Genomic DNA, 20,620 nt, shown 5'->3' with positions numbered 1-20,620 from the left:
CTCCCGCCACCCCCGCCACCTCCCGAAGAAGGAATGATTACGGGAGGTGCGGCAGCAGGCTCGTCCGCGACCGGTTTAACCACTTTCTTGGCGGCCACCGGTTTGGGAGCGGGGTTGACGACCTTCCGCGGCGCCGCGGCTCTGCGAACGACCTTCGGCGCCAGCGTGGGCGTCGCCACCAGCGGCGTCGGTTGAAGGGGTGGCCAGGATGTGCAGCCCATGACCCCCGCCAAGGCGATGGACAGGGTTATCCCGATTGTTGCCTGCTTCAGATTTCTGCCCACCATTGCCTCCTTGTTGATCAGAACAAATCTCGACGCGGATTGGCTTGTTCCCAGACCGCCCTAGCCACGTTGACCAGTTGCTTGTCGACAGAACCGCTCAACGGAATCTTCGATTTGAGTTCCCCACGCAGTTGCTTCAACGCCGCCGCTTTCGCCTTGGCCCCGAATTTCGCCAACGTCGCCCGGGCGTCAGGCAGTTCGTTGCGAAGATCGAGCGCAACTGTGAATGCCAGGAAACGCACGGCGACGGCCTGGTTGGCCTTGTCGCCCTTTTGCATCTCGAGAGCCGCGCGATCATAGGCGCCGGACTGGTCACCGCGCGAGGTTGCCAGTTCAAACAGACGTTGGGCTTCATCAAGGTTCTGCTCCACGCCAACGCCATCACGGTACATGCGCGCAAGACTGCCCGGCGCATAGGGCTGGCCGAGGTCAATGGCCTTCTGAAAAAGCGCCAGCGCAGCCTTCGAATCCTTCTCGACGCCCCGGCCGCTGAGATAATTGCGACCGAGCAAGTTCATCGAGTACATGTCCTGGCGCTGGACGCCAGCCTCCAGGAAGGCAACGGCGCGGGCCTGATCGGCGGGCACGCCGTTGCGGCCCTCGGTGAAGATCGCCGCGAGATCGTTCATGGCATAGGTGTGCCCCATCGCCGCCGCCTTGAGCAGCAGGTCCAATCCCTTGCCGGTGTCGCGCTCGACGCCGTAGCCATGGAACAGGGCACGGCCCCACGACGTCATCCCATAGGGATCGCCCTTGTCGGCCGCAGCCGCGTAGAAGGTGTTGGCCTGCTTGCGGTCGACAGCCATGCCGGCTCCCGTCGCGTAGAGATAGCCGAGTTCGAACAAAGCGCGCACGTGCCCCCTGTCGGCGGCCTGTTGTATGGCTTTCCTGGCCTGGTCCACCTTGCCGGCTGCAAACAGCGCGCGACCCAGTTCATAGCGGAAGCGGGCGACATCGGGATACGCCTTCACCGCAGTCTCGCAGAGCTTCACCGCGTCGGCGCCGATTTCATTTGGCAGCAGGCCGGGGACCACGCCTTGTAGGTCGAGAGGTTCGCCGGCAGCCGTATCGCACGGATCGACGCTTGGCGACAGTTTCATTTTGGCGGGTTTGGATACTCCGCTGTCCGCCCGAATTTCGAAGGCGACCTCGACCGGTGCGCTGGCTCCGATCTGGGGTTCATAGCGCAGCACCTCGACTTCACCGACCGTCAAGCTCGATTCGGGCGTCAGGGGCCGATCCGGCAGGGAGAGCGTTCCCGTTGCCGGATAATTCGCAACTTTCAGGCTGACCGCCGAATCGTCTGTCGGGAGATCCAGGTTCAGAGCAACCGCGCCGATGCCGACCGGAACGTCGATCTCGCGGCTCTCGATCGCCTCGGCGGCACCGGTGACATGAATGCCGCGCTGCAGCACCTGCTGCTTCTGCTCGGCTTCGAGCGAGGCCATCACCTGTTCGCCCTGGGTTCCTTCGCCGCTCTTGACCCGGAACACCAGCATGCCCTTGGCTTCGCCGCCCCAATTGTCGCGTGCGGCGTAGGCCAGCATATCCATCTCTTCTGGCTCGCCAATTCCCTTGGGGACATCCATCTGCAAACGCGGCAGATCCTTGCCCTGGATCAGTTCTCCCGCCTCGACGACCTTGCCATTCAGCATCAGGCGTCCCAAGGCGGGCGGTCTTTCGATGCTGACGGTGATTGATCCGCCGTCGACCTCCACCGGTTCCGGGAGGTTCAGGTCGACAGGCCCGACCCCCGACAACACGACTTTCTCCAACACGGGCGGTAGAGAGGGGCGGCTGCTGCGACGCATCAGAACGACTTCGTCGATCAGCGAAGAGTTCTCCCAGGGAACCTGCAAGCCCTTGGTAGCCTCAACCACATCCCGGCGGACGGCCGACATAACCGTGCGGATCTCCTGGTTCGGGGCGAGTGCGCGACGAGAAAACGCCAATGAAAAAGGACTGAGGTCGCCGGCGCCGTCATAGGCAACCGCGCCGGGTTCGGTGGCGAAAGCAATCAGTGTGTTCAGCGAGCTTCTTACTTGCGCAAGCCCGGTGCCGCTGGCGGTAAGAAGCTGGTCCCTGAGCCAATAGTCCTTGCGAGGGAATGGATTGTTGCGGCAGGCGTCGAGGATGATCACCTGGATCTTCGATTTCGAACGCATCTGCTGCAGCACATCGTTCAGCTTGATAGCCTGGACCTCGACGTCCGCCGCATCTTTCAACGAAGCATCGACAGGGATCAGGAAATTTTCGCCGCCGATCTGAAAACCGTGACCGGAATAGTAGACGACAGCCACATCCGCGCCGTCCACGGCGGCAAGATAGTTGCGGAACTGGTCCTCAAACTGCAGCTTTGTAAGATTGCTGGCGACAAAAACATCGAAACCAGCCGCTCGAAACGTGTCGGACACGTCCACCACATCTTTGGCCGGGTTTTTCAGGGCCGAGATTTCCCGGTAATCGGAGTTGCCGATTACAAAGGCGACCCTTCGCTCGACGGCAGAAGCATCGAAAGCCGTGAAGCTTGCGAGCATCAAAGCTGCAACGAATCCGCAATGTCGGAGCATGGCAAATCCCTTAACCGCTGTTACCTAGCGACCACAAGAACACAGCTGCGGTATCAAGGTCCGTTAGAGAGCATGCTATCTGCCGAGACAGAAAAGAGAGAAAAGCTGTCGCGACAGCGGTATATTCCTCACTTGATCAAACCCTAAATTACATCAGAGGCCGAGTGTCCGCAATGATGTCGAAGGGTTTCTCAACCTGGCTATTTGGACCCGCGGTCGATACGGTCCCCTCGGGCCACGCGCGGCCGGCATACCCTTGACTTGCGCACCTGCATCACGCGTCAGAGCGCCTAAGGTTTTCCACTACTAATGTCGGTCTAACCCTGATTTTTTCTACCCACCATGTCCGCGACTCAATTAGCGTCTGCTTATGGAGCATCGGCACGCCATTCGACGGATCAAGGAAGGGTTTTGGGAGGTCTACGACATAGACGACAATAGGGTTGTCTTCGCAGACGGGGTGGCTCTGACAAATTTGCTGGATGACGAGGCACTCGACGCCCTGGAGTTGCTAAAGGGTGGATTCCTTGTTCCGAGCAGCGCTCCCAAGGCCGGTTGACAGTTCCTTGAGGGACACACTGAGGCCCCACTGTCCGCGAGATGGAGCACTGAAGGCGGATAGCTGACACGCAAAAGCGCCGCCGCTTGGCGGGCTCCTGGATGCGTTCGCTCGTCGAGATCTGCCACCCTATTTCGGCGACGTCGCAGCCGCGATGCAGAAGGTGTGGATCACTTCGCGAGGCTCAGCGCGCCGCAGCGTGGCAAAACGAAAAATTCTCCTTCGTTTGATTGATGCCGGAACAATGCTCCGTCCGTAAGTTCGTTCTATGTATTAGCAGATGCTGTTATGAGGTTTTTGCCCGTTCAGGAACCGACTAACACATGGGCCGTGTTCGATACCACCATGGATGTGCCTGCGGACTTCGCTGGCACTTGCCTTATCGGCTTGACGCGGGAGCGGGCGGAGTGGCTCGCAGCGAGAGCCAATCAAGATGCATCGGTGAGGAGCAATTGGATCGGCCGGTTATCCTCCCTGGAGCCTGAGCATGGCGTGGTTTCCATACGCAAATGTCAGAAATGGCTTATACCCGCAGGGAAGATTTCAGTGACGGACGAAGAGGCCGTTGCGTTGGCAGGCAGGGATCAGCAGCCAACGTAAGTCCGACATCACCAGCAAAACCGAAGCAGCGATTGGTTCCCGGCGTTGGATGAGGCTATCCAACTCGTCGCCGATGCGCTCCCCGGTTTGTATTTCTGCCCGAAGGATCGCTGCTATTGCTGATCCGGCATCTCGGTATTCTCTTTGGGATTCTTCTTGATGCCCGCGGCAGGCGAGGTGTCGGCCGGCGATCAACGAGTGCCGGCGTTCGTTTCCGATGAAACGGTCCCACTGGTGATTGAGGTAGCACATCGTCCTGGACCGCACGCCTTTTAATCCGGTCTTCCGATCCAAGACCAGGCTGCTGAAACGAGCTAGGACGCCCCGACCAGTTCATCCAAGGCATTCTCAATGGCAGCCTGATCTGCGGGCTTGCGAACAAATTTGAAATTGGCGAAGGCAGGTAGAACATCGCTCGGCCCAAATCCGGTCAGGCACGCAAACGGAATGTGGCGGGTTTGTAATTCCTCTGCGATCGCCAGGCTTGTTTCGCCACTCAGTTGAATGTCCAGCAGAGCCACGTCGACAAGATTTTCGCCGATAAGGCCAAGGGCCGCCGCCACCGAAGGGGCGGGGCCGATCACCTGATGTCCCGAAGCGCGCAGACAAGCAGCGATGTCCTCGGCGATGAGCCATTCATCCTCGACCACCAGAACGCGCAGCGGGTCGCTCACGGCGTCTCCTTGCGCATCATCGGAAATGTGACCTGGACCTCAAGACCATCACGATTGAAGGCGGTCTCGACGTTTCCGCCCAGCCGGTAGCCGATCTCGCCCTGCAACAGCGAGAGCCCGAAGCCGTTGATTTCGGGCTTTCTGACCGGCGGCCCACCTCTCTCGCGCCAGGCAAGCCTGAAAACGTCGCCATCTGCCGACCACTTCAGCGCCACCCTGCCTTGCGGCTTCGACAGCGCGCCATATTTGGCGGCGTTGGTCGCCAGTTCATGAATGGCCATGCTAAGGGAAAGGCCCTGTTGCGGGTTAAGCTTCACTTCAGCGCCGTCAAGTTCGAACCGGTCAATGCTGAACGGTTCGAATTCCTGATGCAGTAGTTCGTTGATCGAAGCTTCTTTCCAGCGTTCCTTCGACAGCAGACCGTAAGCCCGCGACATGGCGTGTAGGCGGCCGATCAGCGCTTCGGCGAACTCTTCCTTCGATTCCGATCTTTCACGGGTGCGGTTGGCGATGCTGGCGACGACCGCCAGCATGTTCTTGACGCGGTGGTTCAGTTCCGAAATGAGCACCTGGTTTTGCTCTTCCGCCTCGGCCAAGGTGGTGACGTCGACCAGTGTGACCACGACGCCCTGGATCCTGTTGTCCTTGTCGCGATACGGATTGATGCGAACCATATAAAACCGGCCCTGGTCGTCGCGCGCCAGATGATGGTTCAGGGTCTCTCCGGTTTCGAACACCGCATCGATGTGCTGTTTCAGCTCGGGATAGTCGAGCTGGCCCGAAAGCTCGGTCAGCGGCCGGCCGACGTCAGACGGACGCAGGCTGAAGAAAGACGAGGCCGCCGGGGTAAAGGTCCGCACCACCAGATTGCGGTCGAGGAAAATGGTAGCGATCTGGGTGCTCTCGAACAGATTGCGCAAATCACTGTTGGCGCGATCGAGCTCTTCGATCTTGCTGGTCAGTTCCGAATTGATCGTGTTGAGCTCCTCATTGAGCGACTGCATCTCCTCCTTCGAGGCCTCAAGCTCCTCGTTGGTCGACTGCGCCTCCTCATTGACGGAGACCAGTTCCTCGTTCGACGATTTCACTTCTTCCAGCGCGGTTTCGTACTCCTCAATCGTCGATTGCAGCCGCTCGCGGGTGTCGCGCAGCTCTCGTTCGAGGTCGGCAGCGCCTTCGCCATCACGGTTTTCGCGACGCCCATCCGACCGTGCCTGCACCGGCCCCGATGGATCGAACAGGACAAGATAGAGCCGTTCGCCCTTGCCGCGTTCCGCCAAGGGTTCGACAGTGAGTTTGATCAACTGGACCTGTTCGTCGTCCTCGTCGACAACGACATTTTCCCGCACGACGCTGCGGCGCGTCGCAGCCGCTTCCCGCAACGCTGCACGCAGGTCGAGCCTCAGCCCGCGCCGGGCCAAGGTCAGCACTTGCCGGCTCGGAATGCCTTGCGGCGCTTCGAGATATCTGCCGGTCCGCGCCGAAAAGTAGACGACGTCACCATCGCCATTCACCACAACATGCGGAGGCGCGAAACGCTCCAGCACCTGCGCCTCGACTGCCTGCCGAAGCGGATAGCTGGAAGTCCCTTTCTTCGACCCCGTGCCTTCGGGCATGAAGGCGCCTGAACGGCCATCGCCGATCAGCATCGGCAGCCTAATGTGTGGCGAGGCATGTTCACGCGCCTGAAAAATGCGCTGCTTCTTATCGACGGTGGCGAAGAGCTCGTCGTGCTGGCCAACGCTTTCGGACGTGCCGAGGAAAAGATAACCGCCCGGCTTCAACGCGTAGTGGAAGATCGGAATGACCCGGTTCTGGATGTCCGTGCCGAAATAGATCAGCAGGTTGCGGCATGAAACCATGTCCATGCGTGAAAAAGGCGGGTCGCGGACGACGCTGTGAGGGGAAAAGACGCAAAGCTCCCTTACATCGTTAGTGAGCACGTAACTCTCGCCGTCGCTGCTGAAAAAACGCTGCCTGCGCTCGGGCGAAACCCCCTGCAGCAATGCCGCCGGGTAACGCGCCGCGCGCGCCACCGTAAGTGCCGGCTCATCGATATCAGTCGCAAATATCTGGACGCGTGGCAAAACCGAAAGCGTCTCCATGTGTTCGCGCAACAGCATGCCGATGGAGAACACCTCCTCGCCGGTGGCGCATCCAGGCACCCAGATCCTGACGGCGTCGCTGGCGGTCTTGCCCTCGAACAGCTGCGGTACGACCTTCTCCTCGAGCAGCTTGAACGCGTCGGGATCACGGAAAAAATCGGTGACGTTGATCAAAAGGTCACGAAAAAGGTTCGCCACCTCGCGAGGGTCCTTCTTCAGCCATTCAACATACTCTTCAATGGAATCAAGCTGTGCGATCTGCATGCGCCGCCTTATGCGACGCAGGAATGTCTTGGTCTTGTAGCCGGAGAAATCGTGGCCGGATTGGCCCTGCAGAATGCCGTAGATCTCGTCGCGGAGCCGACCCAGTTCTGCCGTCTCGTGCTCGCCGCCTCCGGCAACCCCGTTCAGCATATCGAAGCTGCGGGCGAACCCCTCGAGCTTCGCACCGATGTCCTCCGCCGGAGCCGCAATATCGATCAGCCCGCTGGAGATCGCACTTTTCGGCATGTCCGGATTGCGCGGACCGTAGCCATCGGGGGCCTGGGCGACCGTCAGTCCGCCACGCTCCTTGATTGCCTTTGCGCCCAGCGTGCCGTCGGAATCGCCGCCCGACAAAATCACCCCTACCGCATATTCGCCCTGATCCTCGGCCAGCGCGCTAAAGAAGATATCGATCGGTTTGCGCTCACGGCTGAGCACGTTGGATTGCCGCAGGTTCAGCACTCCTTTCTCGATGGTGATAACGACGTTCTGCGGCATCACATAGACGTGGTCGGCTAGGACGGTGATGCCGTCCTCGGCGACGACAACCGGCATCTGCGTATAACGTCCGACGACCTCGTGAAGCAGGCTTTCGCGCCCGGGACTGAGATGCGTGACGATGACGAACGCCATGCCGGGCTGGCCGGTGATGCCTTTGAACAGACCCTCCATTGCAGGAATGCCGCCGGCTGACGCGCCGACGCCCACAATGGGAAATCTCTTCACCTGGGATATCACCGCAAGCCCCGGTTGAACAGCCTCGACGACATAAGCCCGCCAAATCGCCGAGTAGAATGCGATTCCAGCATATAACGCTCAAGAAGGCTGGAACAAGTCAGTGCAGCCGGCGTTTGACTTTGACACTCTGATGGTAACGTCAATGTCAAAACGCACACCTGACATAAAGCTGACAAAACAAGCGTTGTTGCAGTCCTCGGATCTGCTGGACTTTTTGGGAAACGAACCCGTTCCGCCCCGCATGCTCGTTTTGGCGAAACGATTGCAGGGAGCCTTGCAGCAGCGTTCTGAACCAGCCCGCGCGGAGAATTGGAAATCTCGCTCGAAGGAAGGACGATGAGGTGCGCGACCTGCGAGGGGTGCACATCCTGATCGTGGAAGACGATTGGGTATTGGCCGGCGATCTTGCAAGATACTTCGGCAATATGGGCGCGGTGATCCTCGGCCCTGCGGCGACAGTCGAACAGGCATCGACGCACACCGAGACGGCTGAGGCCGCGATCCTCGACGTCAATCTCAACGGCCGGCGGGTGTTTCCGATCGCAGACGAACTGATGCGCCGCGGCGTGCCTTTCGTCTTTTTCAGCGGTGACGAGGACATCGTCATTCCCGAACGTCTGCGCCACGCCAGCAATCTTCGAAAATCGTCGGATAGCTATGCCGTCTTCGATGCCTTGTTCCCTCCGGAAAGAACGGCCTTGGCGGGTGGCCGTGCCGTGAACTTGTCCGACAATGTTTTTTCACTTCTGCCCAAGCTCAGGCTCGCGGCGCGTCTGCTTTTGGGCGACGTGGGTGCTTCCGACCGGCTGGTCGAGCGAACGCTCGAGCGAGCCATCGGCGAGATCGACAAGAGGCGGGCCGGCGTGTCGACCGAAGATTGGCTGAACGGCATCATGCGAAACGTTGCCAGATCGAGTGGAATGACCCTGTTGCACTGAGGCTGCGACCGTTCGGCAACCGCCAAAGCGTCAAGCCCGGGATTTGTTCCAGCAAAGCTGGGTAATTGAGAAACCGACTGATTTCAGATTGTATGACTCCGAAAAGCGCGCAAACATAGTAGGCTAGAGTGAAGTTCTCTACCAGAATGCAAAGCGCCCCAAGAGCTACCCGACAGACACAGCACCCTCCTCAGCCGCTCTGTTTGCGGTCGATGAATTTGTTGAATCGACTGTTTTTCCCGCCGCCGATTTCGTCCTGGTAAAGGAAGGTCAGATCGTTCTCGTCGAAAATCCGGAAGAACTCATCCCATTCAATGGGTTCGAGCTTATCCTCGGGCTCGCCAAAATCGATCCGCAAAATGCCGCCCTCGCCCTTGGTTCGTACAACCGCAGGTCGGCCACCACGATCTTCGGCCCATTGGCGGATCTCGTCATGATTGGTGGTTGTCTTCGATTCAGACATTGAAACCTCCTTTTTGATCCAGGCTTTGCAGGCGTGTGAACCTCATGATCAGGTCTGGCTTGCTACGCGATACCGCTTCGATGACAGCTGCCGTCCACTTCTTCCGCCCACGGGCCGGATGAGCGCCCTAACCCCAAAGAAGCTGCAATGTTCCAGCGCATGGCCCAAGGCTCGTTCGCCATGCGTTCACCTCAGGTTGCAGCCTCGCCAAAACCATCTTTGTTGAAGCAGAGGGAACAAACCTTTTGCCAAACAGTTCGGGGCGCCAAGGCCAACTGCGTAAGGAGTTGTCGTGGAACGCATACTGGTTACAGGAGGGTGCGGTTTCATCGGCCGCCACGTCGTCCAGGAACTCGTTGAACATGGTTATGCCGTCTGCATTCTCGATGCGCTGCTAGAACAGGTGCACGGCAGCGAGGCGATCAGCCTGCCGGCAGGAGCCGACCTGATCAAAGGCGACGTTCGCGATCGCGACGCCGTCGCCGAGGCGCTCCAGGGCGTCGACGCCACCATCCATCTCGCCGCCGAGGTGGGCGTCGGCCAGTCCATGTACGAGATCGCCCGCTATGTCGGCGCGAACGACCTCGGCACCGCCACCCTGCTCGAGGCACTGATCAAACATCCGGTCGAGCGGATCGTCGTCGCTTCGTCGATGAGCGTCTACGGCGAAGGTCTCTATGCCACGCCCGGCGGCCGGCGTGTCGACAATGCACGGCGGCAGGCCAACGACGTCAAGAGCGGCCAATGGAATCCGCTGTCGGCGGCGGATGAAAGCCTGTCGCCGCTGCCGACAGACGAGGAAAAGCCGGTCGACCTCGCCTCGATCTATGCGCTGACGAAATATGCCCAGGAGCGCGCCGTGCTGATCTTCGGCGATGCCTATGGCGTCGACGCGGTGGCGCTGCGCCTGTTCAACGTCTTCGGCGCCGGACAGGCGCTGTCAAACCCGTACACCGGCGTTCTGGCGAATTTCGCTTCCCGCCTCGCCAATGGACAGCGGCCGATGATTTTCGAAGATGGCGAGCAGAAACGCGACTTTGTGCATGTGCGCGACGTCGCCCGCGCCTTCCGCCTGGCGCTGGAACAACGCCAGGCGCGCGGCCACGTCATCAACATCGGCAGCGGACGAGCCTACGCGATCAGCGAGGTCGCCCGGCTGCTCGCCGACGCTATGGGCGTGCCGGACCATCGGCCTGATATCCTCGGCAAGGCGCGCGCCGGCGATATCCGCAATTGCTTCGCCGACATCTCGAAGGCGCGCGAACTGCTCGGTTTCGAGCCGCAGCACCGGCTGGAGGATTCACTCGACGAGTTCGTCGCATGGGTGCGCAACACGGTCGTCATCGACCGCGGCGCCGACATGAAACGGGAACTCGAAGAGCGAGGACTGGTATCATGAGGCCGGACGGTTTTCGTGAAGCGCCGGTTGCCATCATCGGCGGCAGCGGCTTCATCGGCTCGAACCTGGCCGACAGCCTGTTGTCGGATGGGGTGCCGGTGCTGGTCATCGACAATCTCAGCCGCCCGGGCGTCGATCAGAACCTGGCCTGGCTGGCGCAGAAGCACGGCAATCAACTTGCCGTGGAAACCGTGGATGTCCGGGACGAAGGCGTGCTGGCGCCGCTTTTGGCGCATGCCAAGGCGATATTCCATCTCGCCGCGCAGACCGCCGTCACCACAAGCCTCGTCCAGCCAAGCGAAGATTTCGACATCAATCTTCGCGGAACCTTCAACGTCCTGGAAGCGGCTCGCCGCAGCGGCCGACGCATTCCCGTCATCTTCGCCAGCACGAACAAGGTCTATGGCGGCCTGCCCGACGTTACAGTGCGCGAAGAGGACGATCGGTGCGTGCCGTGCGATACCGGCATCGGCGCCAACGGCATAGACGAGACCTGCGGTCTGGATTTCTGCACGCCCTATGGCTGCTCCAAAGGCGCCGCCGACCAATATGTGCTCGATTATGCCAAGTCGTACGATCTGCCGACCGCGGTCCTGCGCATGAGCTGCATCTACGGGCCGCGCCAGTTCGGCACGGAGGACCAGGGCTGGGTCGCCCATTTTCTGCTCAGCGCGCTTTCCGGTCGGCCGATCACGATCTACGGCAACGGCAAGCAGGTGCGCGATATCCTTCATGTCTCCGACGCCGTTGCGGCCTATCGCGGGGTACTTGCCAGGATCGACGACATCCGGGGCCAAGCATTCAATCTCGGTGGCGGACCGGACAACGCCGTCAGCCTGCGCATGCTGCTCAAGGAGATCGGCGAGCTGACCGGGCGAAACCTCTCGATCCGCTACGACCGGGAACGCACCGGCGACCAACCTTTCTTTGTCGCCGACACCCGCAAGATAGAAGCAACGCTCGGCTGGAAAGCGCATGTCTGCTGGCGCGACGGCGTCCGCGACCTCGCCGACTGGCTGCAGCGTCACCGCCTCGAGCCTGAACCAGCGAGGAACGTGGCATGAAAGTCGCCGTGGTCAATCCGTTCTGGACTTACGAGGACAGCATCTATTTCGGCTGTCGCCAGCCACATCTGCCGCTGGAACTGGGCTACTCGAAAGCCTTGTTGGAGGCCGACGGCCATCAGGTACTGATGCTGGACGGGCAAATCCAGAAGCTGGACAACGCAGCACTTGCCGATCACGTCGCCGCCTTCGCACCAGCCATGACCGTCGTCAGCACGGCGCCGACCTATTTGTTCTGGCGCTGCGCGCCGCCCGAGCTGCGTGTGCCTGCCGACTTCCTCAACCGCCTCGCCGGGCGCGGCGGCCGCACAGTGGCTGTCGGGCCGCACGGCTCGGCGACGCCGGCGCCGACGCTGCGCAAGCTGGGCGTCGATGTCGTCGTGCGTGGCGAATGCGAAGAGGTCGTCGCCGAACTCGCCCGCCGTGACGATTGGAGCGCCGTGCCCCACACCGCTCATCTCGACCAGGAAACACTTGTCGGCAGTGGCGGCGTTCACGCCAGTTCGTTTGTCGATCATCCGCCGCTCAACTGGCCGTCCGATTGGATTGCCGCCCATTTGCACCATCACCACCGGTTCGACGACGATCAAGTGGGTTTCGGAGCGGAGGTCGAGGCGTCTCGCGGCTGCCCCTACAATTGCAGCTTTTGCGCCAAGATCGATTTCCGCGATGCCTACCGCCGCAGGAACCACGATGCGATCATCGCGGAAATCGATCGGCTCATCGGGCAAGGCGTCGGCTACATCTATTTTATCGACGAGATCTTCCTGCCGCAGAAGGCGCTGCTGGAGGCACTGGTCGACCGCGACGTCAAGTTCGGAGTGCAGACCCGCATCGATCTTTGGAAACCTGAGCTCTTGGAACTGCTGGGTGCCGCCGGCTGCGTTTCGATCGAAGCCGGCCTTGAAAGCCTGACGGTGGAAGGCCGGGCCATGCTGGCAAAGCGCTGCCGGCTGGGCACCGAGGAACTGGCCGCTTTGCTGGTCAATGCACGACGTCACGTCCCGTTCGTCCAGGCCAATCTGATCGGCGTCGTCGAGGACGATCCGGCTCTGGTCGATCATTGGCGCAAGCACCTCATTGATCGCGGCGTGTGGGCCAACGAGCCGGTGCCGCTCTATCCCTACCCCAGTTCGCCCAGCTATCGCGAGCTTTGGGGCGAGCCCGACGATCTCGCCTGGGAGCGCGCCCACGAGCATTACTTGGCCTCGTTCCGGACGTTCAGCGACATCCAGGAGAAGCGCCCGCGAGCGCTGGCCGAGTTGGAGGCGACATGTTGCAGACACTGATCCGTCGCCCGCGGCGAGTCCTGATGACCGTCGATGCCGTCGGCGGCGTCTGGCGCTACGCGCTCGATCTGGCGCGGGAGTTGGCTCATGGCGGCGACAGCATCGTGCTCGCCGGGCTAGGCCCGGTCCCGTCCGAGGAGCAGGCGAAGGAGGCACAGGCTTTCGCGGCCTTGACGTGGCTCAAGACACCGCCGGACTGGATGACCCGCAACGAGAGCGATCTGGAAATGTTGCCGCAGGAACTGCGCGCGCTCGTTGGCGATCACGCGATCGACCTCGTCCATCTCAATGCGCCGACGCAGGCCGTGGGACTTGATCTGCCCTGCCCGGTCGTGACGGTCTCGCACTCATGCGTCGTGACCTGGCTCCACGCCGTCAGGGGACAGGCTGTGGACGGCGAATGGGCCTGGCAGAAGGACCGCAACAGACGCGGTTTCGATTGGGCCAATGCGGTAGTCGCGCCCAGCCGCAGCCATGCCGACATGCTCGAGGCCTGCTACGGGCCGATCGCCCGGCTGAGCGTTGTCAGCAACGGCACACGGCCGGGTCCAAAACCAGAGAGGCGGGAACCAGTGGTTGTCGCCGCCGCGCGCTGGTGGGACGAAGGAAAGAACGCAGCCACCCTGGACAAGGCAGCAGCGCTGACGAAATGGCCCGTCTTTGCTGCCGGGCCGCTCGAGGCCGCCGATGGCCAACGCGCCAGTTTCAGCAACGCCGTTCCTCTGGGCTCTGTCTGCCACGATGAGGTGCGTCGGTTGATGGCGCGGGCCGGCATCTTCGTATCGCCGTCCGTCTATGAACCCTTTGGCCTTGCCGCACTGGAGGCAGCGACGTCCGCAACACCCCTGGTGCTTGCCGACATCCCGACCTATCGCGAATTGTGGAATGGCGCGGCTATTTTCTACGACGCCCATGATCCACGCGATCTCGCCAGATGTGTCGATTGTCTCTTCGACGACGCCCAACATAGGCGCCGGCTCGGCGAAGCCGCCGCACGCCGCGCGCGCAAGTTTTCACCGGCAGGGCAAGCGGCGGCCATGCACGACATCTACGATCGGGCCGCCCTGGCCGTTGCGGAACGCTGACAATGCGGTTCCTGTTCTATAGCCATTCGGTCGTCTCCGACTGGAATCACGGCAACGCACATTTCCTGCGCGGCATCATGCGGGAACTTGTTGCACGCGGGCACCAGGCGATCGCGCTGGAACCAGCAGACGGCTGGAGCCGTTCGAACCTGCTGGCAGAGAAAGGGCCCTACGCGGTCGAGCGCTTCAGAAAGGATTTTCCGGAGCTGATGCCGGTGACCTACGATGCCTCCTTCGATCATGAAGGCTGGATTGCAGACGCCGATGTGGTGATCGTCCACGAATGGACTGACCCCGGCCTTGTCGAGCGCATCGGCAGGGCCAGGGCGAATGGAGGCGGCTTTACGCTTCTGTTCCATGACACCCACCATCGCGCCGTCTCGGCGACGCAGGCGATCTCGGCTCTGCGGCTGGAGTATTATGACGGCGTGCTCGCCTTCGGCGAGGCGTTGCGGGAAAGCTATCTTCGCGCCGGCTGGGGCAAACGTGCTTTCACCTGGCACGAGGCGGCGGATGAGCGCCTGTTCAAGCCGCACCCGGAGATCGACCCTACAGCAGACCTGATCTGGATCGGCAACTGGGGTGATGACGAGCGCAGTGCCGAAATCAAGGAATTCCTGATCAATCCAGTGGAAGAACTGGCCCTGGCTGGCACTGTTCATGGCGTGCGCTATCCACGCGAAGCGCTCGCCGATCTTGCTGCCGCCGGCCTGGGTTACGAAGGCTGGATTGCCAATGCCGATGTGCCCAAGGCATTCTCGGCCCACCGCGTTACCGTCCACATCCCGCGGCGCCCGTATCGGGAGAACCTACCCGGCATCCCGACGATCCGCATGTTCGAGGCGCTCGCCTGTGGCATCCCGCTCGTGTCGGCGCCTTGGGCCGATGTCGAACAACTCTTCAGGCCAGGCATCGACTTTCTTTTCGCACGCGACGGATCCGAGATGTGCCGTCATCTTGGCGACGTGCTGGACGATGCTGACCTGGCCGCCTCGCTGGTGAAATCCGGCCTCGAAACCATCCGGACGCGACACACTTGCCGGCACCGGGCCGACGAGTTGTTCGACGTGCTCGCCGAATGCGGCAACCGCCAAGCCATCGATCCTATCGCCATAGAGGAGACAGTCGCATGAAAATTGCATTTTATGGGTCGAGCCTGCTGTCGTCCTATTGGAATGGCGCGGCGACCTATTACCGCGGATTGCTCAAGGCTCTTTCTCAGCTCGGCTACGAGATCACTTTCTATGAACCGGACGTCTACGACAGGCAGAAGAACCGCGATATCGAGGCACCAGACTGGTGCAACGTCGTCATCTACGAGGCGACCCCGCATGCGTTGATGCAGGTTGCAGCAAGCGCAGGCGAAGCCGACATCGTCGTCAAGGCGAGCGGAGTAGGCTTCGAAGACGAGGCGCTGCTGCGCGCCGTGCTCGACCACGCCCGTGCGGATGCGCTGACAGTGTTCTGGGATGTCGACGCACCGGCCACTCTGGGCCAATTGCGCGACGAGCCGGATCACCCCCTGCACCGCGCGTTGCGGGAGATCGACCTTGTCCTCACCTATGGCGGCGGCGATCCGGTCGTCTGGGCCTATCGTGCGCTGGGGGCTGCCGAATGCGTGCCGATCTACAATGCGCTCGATCCCGAAACGCACCATCCGGTCGCGAAGGATAAGCGTTTCGCCTGCGACCTTGCCTTTCTCGGCAACCGCCTGCCGGACCGTGAAGCACGCGTCGAAGCTTTCTTCCTCGATCCGGCCAGCCGTTCGGGCGATCAGCGTTTCCTGCTCGGCGGATCGGGTTGGGGTGACAAGCAGCTTCCGGCAAATGTCGCATGGCTCGGCCACGTCGGGACGCGGGACCACAATGCGTTCAATGTCACCCCCAAGGCGGTGCTGAACATCAGCCGCGACAGCATGGCCGCCAACGGCTTTTCGCCTGCCACGCGCGTCTTCGAGGCTGCCGGTGCCGGCGCATGCCTCATCACCGATGCCTGGCTCGGCGTCGAATTGTTCCTGGCCCCCGGGGAAGAGATCCTGGTGGCGCGCGATGGCAACGATGTCACTGAGATCATGCGCACCCTCACACCCCAGCGGGCAAGGGCGATCGGCGCATCTGCGCTTCGGCGTGTTCTCGCCGAGCATACCTACGCGTTAAGGGCCGCTGTGGCCGACGCTGTCTTCAGGCGTCATTTCGAGCGCCCCACCGTGGAGGCAGCCGAATGACCAAGCGGCTCGATATCGTCTTTCTTGGCCTGTCTTTGTCCTCTTCGTGGGGAAACGGCCACGCCACGACCTTTCGTGGGTTGCTCAAGGGCCTTCACCAGCTCGGCCATCGCATCACCTTCCTGGAGCGCGACGTGCCATGGTACGCGAACCATCGCGATCTGCGTGACCCGGATTTCTGCACGTTGCGCTACTACGAAACGACGAACGATCTTCGTCGGACCTATGCCTGCTGCCTGCAGCAGGCCGATGTCGTGGTGGTCGGGTCGTTCGTTCCGGAGGGGCGAGCCGTCACCGACATCGTCGCCTCCCTGTGCACGGGCCAGTTCTGCTTCTACGACATCGACACGCCGGTCACGCTGGCAAAGCTCGCCGCGGATGATTGCGACTACCTATGCCGACGGCAGATTCCGTATTTCGACGTCTATTTCTCATTCACCGGCGGGCCAACGCTCGCCCGTTTGGCGGCGGATTTCGGTGCACGGCGCGCCGAGCCGCTCTACTGCTCGGTCGACCCCGAGCGGCATCGCCGGACGGCCGATCCGATCTGCTGGGACCTTGGCTACCTCGGCACCTACAGCTCGGACCGGCAGGCGACACTGGATGCTCTCCTGCTTGAACCGGCAAGACGCATGCCGGACCGTCGCTTCGTCGTGGCCGGCTCGCAATTCCCGTCCGAGACCGTCTGGCCAAGCAACGTCGATCGCATCGAGCACTTGCCGCCGGCGGACCACGCCTCGTTCTACAGCCGCCAGCGCTATACGTTGAACGTCACGCGCAGCTCCATGATAGCGGCTGGGTGGTCTCCCAGCGTACGCCTCTTCGAGGCGGCTGCCTGTGGCACGGCAATCATCAGCGATCGCTGGACCGGTCTGGACAGCTTCTTTCCGACGACCACGATCAACACGGCCGGCCATGCCGAAGACGTGATCGATATCCTGTCCAGCCAATCCGACCGCGTCAGGCTGGCTATGGCCAAGCGAGCGCGTGCAACGATCCTGGCGGCACATACCAGCGCCGCGAGAGCCCGCGAATTGGTTTCGCTGCTGGCGCGGCCAAGATCGGCACGTCCAGCTCTCGATCTGGGCATCGAAAGTGCAGCATGACTGGCAGACAGGAGAAAATAGAGATGCGGCGATCAAGAAGGACGCAACGGACCAAGACGGCGCTCGTCGCCGGCGGCGCGGGTTTCCTCGGTTCGCATCTTTGCGAAACGCTGCTTCAGACCGGGTACCGGGTGATCTGTGTCGACAATTTTCTTACCGGTCGGATGGAAAACATCGTCTCGATGATGGACCGTCCTCGTTTCCGGCTGATCGAGCAGGATATTTGTCGACCTTTGGACCTTGCTGAGCCGGTCGACCGCATTTTCAACCTGGCGTGCGCCGCATCGCCGCCGCGCTACCAGGCTGATCCGATCCACACCACGCGAACCTGCGTGATCGGAACCCTCAATCTGCTTGAGCTCGCCGCCCGAAACAATGCGCGCTTCCTGCAGGCATCGACAAGCGAAGTGTATGGCGATCCGGAACAGCACCCGCAAAGGGAAGACTATGCCGGTCACGTGAACTGCACCGGTCCTCGTGCCTGCTATGACGAGGGCAAGCGAACCGCCGAAACCTTGTGCTTCGACTATTTGAGGACCGAAATGGCCGACATCCGGGTCGCGCGCATCTTCAACACCTATGGGCCGAGGATGGATCCCGCCGACGGCCGGATCGTCTCGAACCTGGTGATGCAGGCGCTCGAAAAGAGGCCACTGACGATTTTCGGCGACGGGCTGCAGACCAGGTCGTTCTGCTACGTCTCCGATCTGGTCGACGGTCTGGTCCGCCTCATGGATGTCGATCCCAATCCGCGCCAACCGGTCAATTTGGGCAATCCTGGGGAATTCACCGTTCTTCAACTGGCCGGATTGGTGAGAGATTTGACACATAGCAACTCGGTCTTCAAATTCCTGCCACTGCCGCAAGACGACCCTCGCCGGCGGCAACCGGACATTTCCCGTGCAAAAGCCCTTCTCGACTGGTCGCCAAAGGTGCCGCTCAAGCAAGGCCTGATGCAGACGATCAGCTATTTTACGGAGATCGAGGCCAGCCGTGACGACGACCGAATTTCCCCAATTGCGACAAGCGTGAGGTCCGCTTCAGGCCGACTGCAAAACCTGCCGGCCTGAAGTCGGGGATCGCTGCGCCCTCGGCATGGTCGTGGTGAGGTCCGTGACCGTCCCGACAGGCGCTTTCACTTTTTTTCATTGTGGGAACATCCGGTCGAGCTCGCCGTTGGGCGTGGATATCGGCATGGAGAACGGACCCGTGCATCGAAAAAGATCCGCCAAGGACATCGAGCAAATGGCCGAACGGGAGACGGCTGCCTTTCTGAGACGCGCCTCGATCACCTACCTCGAATGCTGTGTGAGCCTGATGATGACGCATCTGGAGCCCGAGGAAGTGGCCACCATCCTGGAAAAAGAAGCGGATATGCTGCGAACGCTCGACTGAGGCTCGCGGCGCTCAGGCGTCGATCGGCCCAGGCAACGCAAAACACAGGGCGCAGCTTTGATCCGAATAGAGGTTCGTGATTTTTCCAGGTCGCAAGGAACATTCCCGGCAGATGACAGTTCGGCGCGAGGAACTTACCTTCAACAGCGATGGCGGCAGTTTCGTGGGATCAAAAAAGGTACGGATTGGAATAGCCGGCGTCGGCAATTGCGCATCTTCCCTTGTCCAGGGCCTCTCATATTATCGGGATGCCAGAGGCAATGAGCCGATACCGGGCCTGATGCACGCTGATCTCGGCGGCTATCACGTCGGTGACATCGAGGTGGTTTGTGCTTTCGACGTCGCCAAGGGCAAAGTTGGGCGCGATGTGGCCGAAGCCATATACAATGCGCCCAACAATACATTCCGCTTTGCCGATGTTGCGGCAACCGGCGTTCGCGTCGAGCGCGGACCGACACTTGACGGCATCGGCAAATATCTGCGCGATGAGATCGAGGAGGCAGAAGAGCCGGTCGCGAATGTCAGTGCGCTGCTTCGGGAAAGCGGCGCAGACGTACTGGTCTCATATCTGCCGGTCGGCTCGGAAGAAGCTACGCGTTTTTATGCCGAGTGCGCGCTCGAGGCCGGTTGCGCCTTCGTCAACTGCATACCAGTCTTTATCGCATCGCGGCCGGAATGGCGCCGGCGCTTTGAACAGCGCGGTCTGCCGCTGGTCGGCGACGATATCAAAAGCCAGGTCGGCGCGACGATCGTGCACCGGTTGCTCGCCAATCTGTTCCGCGAGCGCGGCGTCCGCATCGACCGCACCTATCAGCTGAATTTCGGCGGCAACACCGATTTCCTCAACATGCTGGAGCGCGAGCGGCTCGAATCGAAGAAAATCTCCAAGACACAATCCGTAGCCAGCCAGTTCGACGTTCCCCTGGAGGCCGGCAACATCCATGTCGGCCCCAGCGACCATGTGCCTTGGCTTACCGACCGAAAATGGGCCTACATCCGCGTCGAAGGCACGACGTTCGGCGGTGTGCCGCTGAATGCAGAGCTCAAACTGGAAGTATGGGATTCGCCCAACTCGGCCGGAGTCGTGATCGACGCTGTCCGCTGCGCCAAACTGGCGCTTGACCGCGGCATCGCAGGAGCGCTGACCGGCCCTTGCAGCTATTTCATGAAGTCGCCGCCCGAGCAGTTCACCGATGCCGAGGCACGCCTGCGCACGCTGTCTTTCATCGCCGGGAGGGACGAGCCGATGCTTGATGCCGCGGAATGACGACGACGTTCCTTTTGATCCGCCATGCGGCGCACGACAATGTCGGCGACTATCTTGCCGGACGCATGGCTGGAGTCTGCCTCGGCGAAACCGGCAAGGCACACGCCTTGCGCCTGGCCAGCCACATGGCGCCGCGACCGCTGGCGGCAATCTGTTGCAGCCCGCGCGAACGAACCATGGAAACCGCAAAACCGATCGCAATCGCCTGCAGTGCCGAGAAGATCACAATCTGCCAAGAACTCGATGAGATCGACTTCGGCGCGTGGTCGGGCAAGACCTTCGAAGCGTTGAGCCAGGACGCCGACTGGCGGATGTGGAACAGTCAACGTCAGCAGGCGAGGACGCCCGGCGGCGAGACAATGCTGGACGTCCAGCAACGTGTCATCTCGCTGATGCAGCAGCTTCTTAAACGCTATCAAAACCGGTCCGTGGCACTGGTCAGCCATGCCGACGTGATCAAAGCCGCCGTCTGCAAGGTGCTCGGCTTGCCGCTGGGAGACTGTTTTCGCTTTGACATCGACCCCGCTTCGATCACCACGGTCGTGTCGGGTGACTGGGGCTCCAAGCTGATCCGACTAAACGAAGCCGCCTGACGA

18 protein-coding genes are annotated in these 20,620 nt (G+C 61.2%); 12 read left to right on the top strand and 6 right to left on the bottom strand.

Going from position 1 to position 20,620, the window contains the following annotated elements; all coding sequences use genetic code 11:
• From AC0L3N_RS24775 to AC0L3N_RS24755, 5 genes are all read right to left on the bottom strand, one after another.
• Window positions 1–287 (bottom strand): hypothetical protein (locus AC0L3N_RS24775; protein ID WP_473550013.1); only part of this gene is annotated, 287 nt, incomplete at its 3' end.
• Between the two features lie 14 nt (window positions 288–301).
• Complete coding sequence (locus tag AC0L3N_RS24770; RefSeq protein ID WP_473550011.1) at window positions 302–2,821, bottom strand: caspase family protein; 2,520 nt, start codon at window positions 2,819–2,821, stop codon at window positions 302–304.
• 1,135 nt (window positions 2,822–3,956) lie between these two features.
• Window positions 3,957–4,307, bottom strand: coding sequence for a hypothetical protein (locus AC0L3N_RS24765; protein WP_473550019.1), 351 nt, complete (start codon window positions 4,305–4,307; stop codon window positions 3,957–3,959).
• A 20-nt stretch (window positions 4,308–4,327) separates the two neighbouring features.
• The gene (locus AC0L3N_RS24760; protein ID WP_473550010.1) at window positions 4,328–4,687 is read right to left on the bottom strand and encodes a response regulator; all 360 of its coding nucleotides are present in this window, start codon (window positions 4,685–4,687) and stop codon (window positions 4,328–4,330) included.
• Window positions 4,684–7,794, bottom strand: coding sequence for a CheR family methyltransferase (locus AC0L3N_RS24755; RefSeq protein WP_473550008.1), 3,111 nt, complete (start codon window positions 7,792–7,794; stop codon window positions 4,684–4,686). Before AC0L3N_RS24755 ends, AC0L3N_RS24760 begins: the two co-directional genes overlap by 4 nt.
• A gap of 341 nt (window positions 7,795–8,135) precedes the next feature.
• Between AC0L3N_RS24755 and AC0L3N_RS24750 the strand changes: the two genes are divergently transcribed.
• Complete coding sequence (locus AC0L3N_RS24750; protein ID WP_473550007.1) at window positions 8,136–8,732, top strand: response regulator; 597 nt, start codon at window positions 8,136–8,138, stop codon at window positions 8,730–8,732.
• 190 nt (window positions 8,733–8,922) lie between these two features.
• Here the strand turns inward: AC0L3N_RS24750 and AC0L3N_RS24745 are convergent, their stop codons facing one another.
• Window positions 8,923–9,195, bottom strand: a complete 273-nt coding sequence (locus AC0L3N_RS24745) for a hypothetical protein (RefSeq protein WP_473550005.1) — start codon at window positions 9,193–9,195, stop codon at window positions 8,923–8,925.
• A 292-nt stretch (window positions 9,196–9,487) separates the two neighbouring features.
• On the opposite strand from AC0L3N_RS24745, the gene AC0L3N_RS24740 reads away from it, so the two are divergent.
• The 11 genes from AC0L3N_RS24740 (at window position 9,488) to AC0L3N_RS24690 (ending at window position 20,617) form a co-directional block, all read left to right on the top strand.
• A complete protein-coding gene (locus AC0L3N_RS24740) occupies window positions 9,488–10,594 on the top strand; it encodes an NAD-dependent epimerase/dehydratase family protein (RefSeq protein ID WP_473550004.1) in 1,107 nt (368 codons plus the stop codon).
• Entirely contained in the window at window positions 10,591–11,658 is a 1,068-nt protein-coding gene (locus AC0L3N_RS24735; RefSeq protein WP_473550002.1) for an NAD-dependent epimerase/dehydratase family protein, read from the top strand. Before AC0L3N_RS24740 ends, AC0L3N_RS24735 begins: the two co-directional genes overlap by 4 nt.
• On the top strand, window positions 11,655–12,947 hold the full coding sequence (locus AC0L3N_RS24730) for a TIGR04295 family B12-binding domain-containing radical SAM protein (RefSeq protein ID WP_473550001.1): 1,293 nt from the start codon (window positions 11,655–11,657) through the stop codon (window positions 12,945–12,947). Before AC0L3N_RS24735 ends, AC0L3N_RS24730 begins: the two co-directional genes overlap by 4 nt.
• A complete protein-coding gene (locus tag AC0L3N_RS24725; RefSeq protein WP_473549999.1) occupies window positions 12,932–14,032 on the top strand; it encodes a glycosyltransferase family 4 protein in 1,101 nt (366 codons plus the stop codon). Before AC0L3N_RS24730 ends, AC0L3N_RS24725 begins: the two co-directional genes overlap by 16 nt.
• Before the next feature lie 2 nt (window positions 14,033–14,034).
• On the top strand, window positions 14,035–15,165 hold the full coding sequence (locus AC0L3N_RS24720) for a CgeB family protein (protein ID WP_473549998.1): 1,131 nt from the start codon (window positions 14,035–14,037) through the stop codon (window positions 15,163–15,165).
• Window positions 15,162–16,256, top strand: coding sequence for a CgeB family protein (locus AC0L3N_RS24715; protein ID WP_473549996.1), 1,095 nt, complete (start codon window positions 15,162–15,164; stop codon window positions 16,254–16,256). Before AC0L3N_RS24720 ends, AC0L3N_RS24715 begins: the two co-directional genes overlap by 4 nt.
• Entirely contained in the window at window positions 16,253–17,362 is a 1,110-nt protein-coding gene (locus AC0L3N_RS24710; RefSeq protein WP_473549995.1) for a CgeB family protein, read from the top strand. The genes AC0L3N_RS24715 and AC0L3N_RS24710 overlap by 4 nt, the downstream gene beginning before the upstream one ends.
• 23 nt (window positions 17,363–17,385) lie before the next feature.
• The gene (locus AC0L3N_RS24705; RefSeq protein WP_473549994.1) at window positions 17,386–18,432 is read left to right on the top strand and encodes a UDP-glucuronic acid decarboxylase family protein; all 1,047 of its coding nucleotides are present in this window, start codon (window positions 17,386–17,388) and stop codon (window positions 18,430–18,432) included.
• A 124-nt stretch (window positions 18,433–18,556) separates the two neighbouring features.
• The gene (locus AC0L3N_RS24700; RefSeq protein ID WP_473549992.1) at window positions 18,557–18,757 is read left to right on the top strand and encodes a hypothetical protein; all 201 of its coding nucleotides are present in this window, start codon (window positions 18,557–18,559) and stop codon (window positions 18,755–18,757) included.
• 163 nt (window positions 18,758–18,920) lie between these two features.
• The gene (locus tag AC0L3N_RS24695; RefSeq protein ID WP_473550018.1) at window positions 18,921–20,024 is read left to right on the top strand and encodes an inositol-3-phosphate synthase; all 1,104 of its coding nucleotides are present in this window, start codon (window positions 18,921–18,923) and stop codon (window positions 20,022–20,024) included.
• Window positions 20,021–20,617 carry a histidine phosphatase family protein gene (locus tag AC0L3N_RS24690; protein WP_473549991.1) on the top strand — a complete coding sequence of 199 codons (597 nt, stop codon included), beginning with the start codon at window positions 20,021–20,023 and terminating at the stop codon, window positions 20,615–20,617. The genes AC0L3N_RS24695 and AC0L3N_RS24690 overlap by 4 nt, the downstream gene beginning before the upstream one ends.
• Window positions 20,618–20,620: the final 3 nt, after the last annotated feature.

The sequence above is a fragment of the Mesorhizobium sp. WSM4807 genome (assembly GCF_055811615.1).
The sequence above is the reverse complement of the archived record's forward strand: the minus strand, read 5'-3'. Positions and strand labels throughout refer to the sequence as shown.